This window comes from Mesorhizobium sp. M5C.F.Ca.IN.020.29.1.1 (genome assembly GCF_003997375.1).
Classification (GTDB): Bacteria; Pseudomonadota; Alphaproteobacteria; order Rhizobiales; family Rhizobiaceae; genus Mesorhizobium; species Mesorhizobium wenxiniae.
This window is the reverse complement of sequence record NZ_RZSW01000502.1, coordinates 1-4,667: the sequence shown is the minus strand read 5'-3', so window position 1 is coordinate 4,667 and position 4,667 is coordinate 1. Positions and strand designations below refer to the sequence as shown.

Below are 4,667 nucleotides of genomic sequence, written 5' to 3'. Positions count from 1 at the left end.
GATGTCAGATTGGTCACCAAGCCTTATTCGGGAGACGATCTCGTGGAGGCAGTGGCGGCGGCGTGCGGGTGCGGCCCTCTTGTTTGATGTCCGGAAAACCGGGACCGATATTACCGGGGCCCATATTGTCGAGGGACAGTTCAGGCGGCGTTCGACCCCGTCACCTGAGCCGATATCGCATCCGGGCCAAACTCGTCATCACCGGAAATCTTCAGGATTTCCTGCAGCCGCGTGCGGGCGCGGCTGACGCGGCTCTTGATCGTTCCGACCGCGCAGCCGCAAATCTCGGCGGCTTCCTCGTAGGAAAAGCCCGACGCGCCGATGAGGATGATGGCTTCGCGCTGGTCCTCGGGCAATTGCTCGAGCGCGCTACGAAAGTCCTTGAGGTCGAGCTGGCCGTGCTGGGCCGGATGGACGGCTAGCCTGGCCGTCATGATGCCGTCGCTGTCCTGCACCTCGCGGCCGCGCTTGCGCATCTGGGAATAGAATTCGTTGCGCAGGATGGTGAACAGCCAGGCCTTGAGATTGGTGCCCGGCTCGAAGCTTTCATGCTTGTCCCAGGCCTTCACCAGTGTTTCCTGCACCAGATCGTCGGCCTTGTCGGCGTTTTGCGTCAATGACACGGCAAAGGCCCGCAGGCTCGGAATCGAGCCGAGCAGATCCGTCTTGAAGCTCTGGGAGACGGCCGCCATGCCTCAGTCCTTTTTCCGTGCAGGTTGGGCCTGTTCCAATTGGCTGAGCAATTGGGCGAAGCGATCCGGCACGTTGTCGGAGACCAGTTCGTCGTAATATTGTTTGAGTTTGCGGCCGATTTCCGAGTTTGGCCCGAGCGGGTCGCCGGAAGCTGCCCGGCGCCTGTTTGCAGCGCCAGCCGTGGTATCTTTCGTCATCTCTTCATTTCGCCCTTTTTCCCAGTACCCTGCCGCCCTTCAATACACGACGCAAAGCAGGCGGTCCCCTCGTCTGGTTGCCCGTCCCGACCTCAAACGCCGTCCTCTTATATAAGTTCCAAACCGTCGGAACTTTTTCGGAAAGCCGGCGTTTATGTTTTCAGGGCTAATTCCGGGGCTTGTAATTACCTTGGCCTGCAATCTATCCAATTACGTCAGAGGGAGACGTCCATCATGAGCCTGTCCGCAACCATCGCTCCGCACCTGCCGTTCCTGCGCCGCTTCTCGCGGGCTGTTTCCGGATCGCAGGAGAGTGGCGACGCGCTGGTCGCCGCGATGCTCGAAGCCATCATCGCCGACGTCGACATCTTTCCGGACGCGTCGAACGACCGCATCGCGCTCTACAAGGTATTCGCCAGGCTGTTCACCTCGGTCGCCATCCGCGTTCCGCAAGAACATCCGCAGTCGGCGTGGGAACAGCGCGCCGCCGCCAATCTAAACGCGATTTCACCCCGTCCCCGGCAGGCCTTCCTGCTGGTCGCCGTGGAAGGTTTCAGCGAAGACGAGGCGGCGGAGATTCTCGACGTCGACGATCAAGAATTCTCCGAACTCCTCGCCGAGGCCAGCAACGAGATTTCCCGCCAGGTGGCAACCGATGTGCTGATCATCGAGGACGAGCCGCTGATCGCCATGGACATCGAGGAAATGGTCGAAAGCCTGGGCCATCGTGTCGTCGGAACTGCGCGTACCCACGCCGAGGCGGTGGCGATGTTCACAAAGACGCGGCCGAAGATGGTGCTGGCCGACATCCAGCTGGCCGACGGCAGTTCGGGCATCGAAGCGGTGAACGAGATCCTGTCGTCCACGCCGGTGCCGGTGATCTTCATCACCGCCTTTCCCGAGCGCCTCCTGACCGGCGAACGGCCGGAGCCGGCCTTCCTCGTCACCAAGCCGTTCAATCCGGATATGGTCAAGGCCCTGATCAGCCAGGCGTTGTTCTTCGACCGGCACGCGAAAGCCGCTGCATAGGACCGGGCAGGCCCGGCCTCGCGCTGCCCGGTTTCCACGGGTCGCCCGTTTGCCACTGATCGAACGACGCCGGCCCCTTGCGGCTGGCAAACGTCACTTGCGCCTCGAACTTCCGCTGCCCATGACGATTCTATTCGGGCCGGAAAGATTTCCAGGGATCGTCTTTTTCGGGAAAAGGTGGAACAAACGGCAGCGAAAGACGTTTTTGCCGTACCATTTGAAGGAGATGGATCATGCTTTACTGGGCGCTCGTGTTTCTCGTCGTCGCGATCATTGCAGGCGCTCTTGGTTTCGGCGGTATTGCCGGGACCTCGGCAGGTATAGCACAGATATTGTTTTTCATCTTTCTTGCTTTCCTGATCATCTCGCTTGTTGCGGGCTTGTTCAAACGCGCGTCGTGAACTGCGATCCAACACTGGGAACCGCACCCCTCAAGCGGTTTCCAGCTACCGCCGGGCAGTATCCTTTAACGGGACGCCGCTCGGCGGACTTCTTTTGGGAACCCATTTTTCCGTCAGCCGTTCAGCTTGGATCGGGCGGGTGAAGTTACCGATGCAATCCAGAGCCGGAGACATGAAAGACAGCGGACGGAGCGATGAGATCTTCGCTCTGCATTCTGCTGACAACGAAATGCAGCTTGGTCGGGCCCTTCTCCATGCGCTGCATAATGCCGGCATTTCGGTTCTCTATCAGGATCGCGAGATGAGAACCGTCTGGGCCCGCAACATGCGCCCGCCATGGGCTTCCGATACTGCCGACAGCAACGGCATGCTGCCCCTGGTGCATGCGGAACGCATTGGTGCCGCCAAACGCAACGTAGTCGCATCCGGCAATCCGGAACATCTTGAGCTCAGCATTCCCGCCGACGATGGCGTTCGCTGGTTCCAACTATGGGTAGACGCTGATCACGACGACGGCGGCGCCGTGCAGGGCGTCGTCACCACTATGGTCGAAACGACCGAGCAGAAACGTCGCGAGCAGACGCTGAAAACGCTGCTGCGCGAGGTCAGCCACCGCTCGAAGAACCTTTTGGCCATCATCCAGAGCATCGCCACCCAGACCAGCCGTTATTCGGACACGCTCAGTGATTTCCTGACACGCTTTCGCGGCCGGCTGCAGTCGCTTGCCTCATCCCAGGATCTGGTGACCTCGTCCAACTGGCGGGGAGCGGCACTGCGCGAACTGGTGTCCGGCCAGGTCGGCCGCTACGGAGCCGACCCCTTGCGCAGCCTGCGCTTCCAGGGTGCAAATCCATACCTCAACCCCAATGCCGCCCTGCATATAGGCTTGGCCATGCACGAACTTGCCGTCAATTCAGTCAGCTATGGCGCTCTGTCGCGAGCCGACGGATTCGTCGAGGTGACGGCCGATCTGACGGCTGCTTCCGCTGGCGAGACCGCACTATCGCTCACATGGGCCGAAGCCATCGGGGCCAACGACAATCAGCCCCGCGAGAAGCGTTTTGGCAGCGTCGCGCTCGAGCGCGTCGTGCCTGCGTCGTTGAACGGAACGGCGACGCTTGAAATCACCGGGGACCGCCTCGAGTATCGCCTTGTCGTTCCTCGCGGCAATTTCGAGACGGATTGACCGGACAAAACAGCCAAAGAGGCCTGAATACCGGCCGCGCCGGCCTTAACCACCTGTTCACCATAAAGTCCGAAGCTGTTCAGAAACCGATCCGAATGACGTTTTCGATCGCAATCTGCTGCGCAGTACGGGAGGAATGGCTTTGACGGTTGCCGACATCAACAGGCTGGAACATGCCGCACGCGTTTCGATGGGCGGGTTTCAGGATCTCGAAGCAACCGCGATGCCGTCGCCCCGTGCTTCCCACCCGACCCCCGGCCTCGCCGCAATCGGGGTGGCTGCGGTGGTCGTCCTGGCCGCCGCGTTCCAGTTGATCTAGAGCGTCGGACCCAAAGTGGCCGGCGGCTTGTGCTTGCCTCATGTCGACCTGTTCTCCAATCAGTCGCGCCAGCCGGCATCGCAGGAACTTTGACGAATATGGCCCGTTCTTATGGCGAGAGGATCCTCGCCATGGAACACATCGCTGCCGTGTTGCTTGTCATTGGCTGTTCTAACGCGATGACGGAATGTCGTGAACTGCCCGTATCGGTGGGTGTTTTCGAAACCGCTCAGGAATGCGCCGCCGAGCGTCCGTTTGTCTTGAGCAATGTGCAGGGTCAGGCTCCGCGCATAATTGCCAAATGCCTTTCCGTCGATCCGGCACTTGAGGATGATTACGGTCAGATCGTCTGGAATGTGCGTCCGGACGGCACGCTCGACGCTTCCGTGGAGATTTCCAATCCTGAGGTTGCTTCGACCGGCGCGCGCCCCGAACAAGATTCTCTTAGCCAACAATGAAATCGATCGGGCAAAACCCTTTTTCGCATGGTAAGTGACGGGTGGAGCTCAAGTGAGGACAAAAGCGAGGAGTGACCCTATGCGGAAGATGATTATTGCCATGGTTGCCGTGGTCGCAGTCAGCGGCTGCAGCACCACCGAGCGGGATGTCGGCGTCGGCGCCGGTGTCGGCGCTCTGGCCGGCGGCCTGATTGACGGCGGCAAGGGTGCGCTGGTCGGCGCAGCCATCGGTGCCGGTACCGGCCTGCTGGTGCGCAACCTGCGCAATGGCTATTGCCAGTACCGCGACAACCGTGGCCGTCTCTTTACGGCTCGCTGCTGATCCGTTTCAAACGCATGAGGCAATAGTAGCGGAGACCGGACGAGCCGGTCTCTGTTTACTTT

At 60.4% G+C, this 4,667-nt stretch carries 8 protein-coding genes; 6 read left to right on the top strand and 2 right to left on the bottom strand.

What is annotated here, in order from left to right:
• Positions 1-140 precede the first annotated feature (140 nt).
• Positions 141-692 carry an RNA polymerase sigma factor gene (locus EOA85_RS28205; protein ID WP_029348707.1) on the bottom strand — a complete coding sequence of 184 codons (552 nt, stop codon included), beginning with the start codon at positions 690-692 and terminating at the stop codon, positions 141-143.
• Between the two features lie 3 nt (positions 693-695).
• On the bottom strand, positions 696-890 hold the full coding sequence (locus EOA85_RS28200; protein WP_029348708.1) for a NepR family anti-sigma factor: 195 nt from the start codon (positions 888-890) through the stop codon (positions 696-698).
• 234 nt (positions 891-1,124) lie between these two features.
• Here EOA85_RS28200 and EOA85_RS28195 point away from each other — a divergent pair, with 234 nt between their 5' ends.
• The 6 genes from EOA85_RS28195 (at position 1,125) to EOA85_RS28175 (ending at position 4,605) form a co-directional block, all read left to right on the top strand.
• Positions 1,125-1,919, top strand: coding sequence for a response regulator (locus EOA85_RS28195; RefSeq protein ID WP_127211949.1), 795 nt, complete (start codon positions 1,125-1,127; stop codon positions 1,917-1,919).
• A 233-nt stretch (positions 1,920-2,152) separates the two neighbouring features.
• Positions 2,153-2,320, top strand: coding sequence for a DUF1328 domain-containing protein (locus tag EOA85_RS28190; protein ID WP_065007452.1), 168 nt, complete (start codon positions 2,153-2,155; stop codon positions 2,318-2,320).
• A gap of 151 nt (positions 2,321-2,471) precedes the next feature.
• A complete protein-coding gene (locus EOA85_RS28185) occupies positions 2,472-3,506 on the top strand; it encodes a PAS domain-containing sensor histidine kinase (protein ID WP_127211948.1) in 1,035 nt (344 codons plus the stop codon).
• A gap of 136 nt (positions 3,507-3,642) precedes the next feature.
• The gene (locus tag EOA85_RS37765) at positions 3,643-3,825 is read left to right on the top strand and encodes a hypothetical protein (protein WP_245486084.1); all 183 of its coding nucleotides are present in this window, start codon (positions 3,643-3,645) and stop codon (positions 3,823-3,825) included.
• A gap of 131 nt (positions 3,826-3,956) precedes the next feature.
• Entirely contained in the window at positions 3,957-4,283 is a 327-nt protein-coding gene (locus tag EOA85_RS28180) for a hypothetical protein (protein WP_127211947.1), read from the top strand.
• Positions 4,284-4,362: 79 nt separating this feature from the next.
• Positions 4,363-4,605, top strand: coding sequence for a YMGG-like glycine zipper-containing protein (locus EOA85_RS28175; protein ID WP_065007456.1), 243 nt, complete (start codon positions 4,363-4,365; stop codon positions 4,603-4,605).
• Positions 4,606-4,667: the final 62 nt, after the last annotated feature.

Bases quoted from the DNA above. Each gene is read 5' to 3' on its own strand.
- EOA85_RS37765 (WP_245486084.1), top strand. From the start codon at position 3,643: ATGGCTTTGACGGTTGCCGACATCAACAGGCTGGAACATGCCGCACGC.
- EOA85_RS28205 (WP_029348707.1), bottom strand. From the start codon at position 692: ATGGCGGCCGTCTCCCAGAGCTTCAAGACGGATCTGCTCGGCTCGATT.
- EOA85_RS28175 (WP_065007456.1), top strand. From the start codon at position 4,363: ATGCGGAAGATGATTATTGCCATGGTTGCCGTGGTCGCAGTCAGCGGC.
- EOA85_RS28180 (WP_127211947.1), top strand. From the start codon at position 3,957: ATGGAACACATCGCTGCCGTGTTGCTTGTCATTGGCTGTTCTAACGCG.
- EOA85_RS28185 (WP_127211948.1), top strand. From the start codon at position 2,472: ATGCAATCCAGAGCCGGAGACATGAAAGACAGCGGACGGAGCGATGAG.
- EOA85_RS28195 (WP_127211949.1), top strand. From the start codon at position 1,125: ATGAGCCTGTCCGCAACCATCGCTCCGCACCTGCCGTTCCTGCGCCGC.
- EOA85_RS28200 (WP_029348708.1), bottom strand. From the start codon at position 890: ATGACGAAAGATACCACGGCTGGCGCTGCAAACAGGCGCCGGGCAGCT.
- EOA85_RS28190 (WP_065007452.1), top strand. From the start codon at position 2,153: ATGCTTTACTGGGCGCTCGTGTTTCTCGTCGTCGCGATCATTGCAGGC.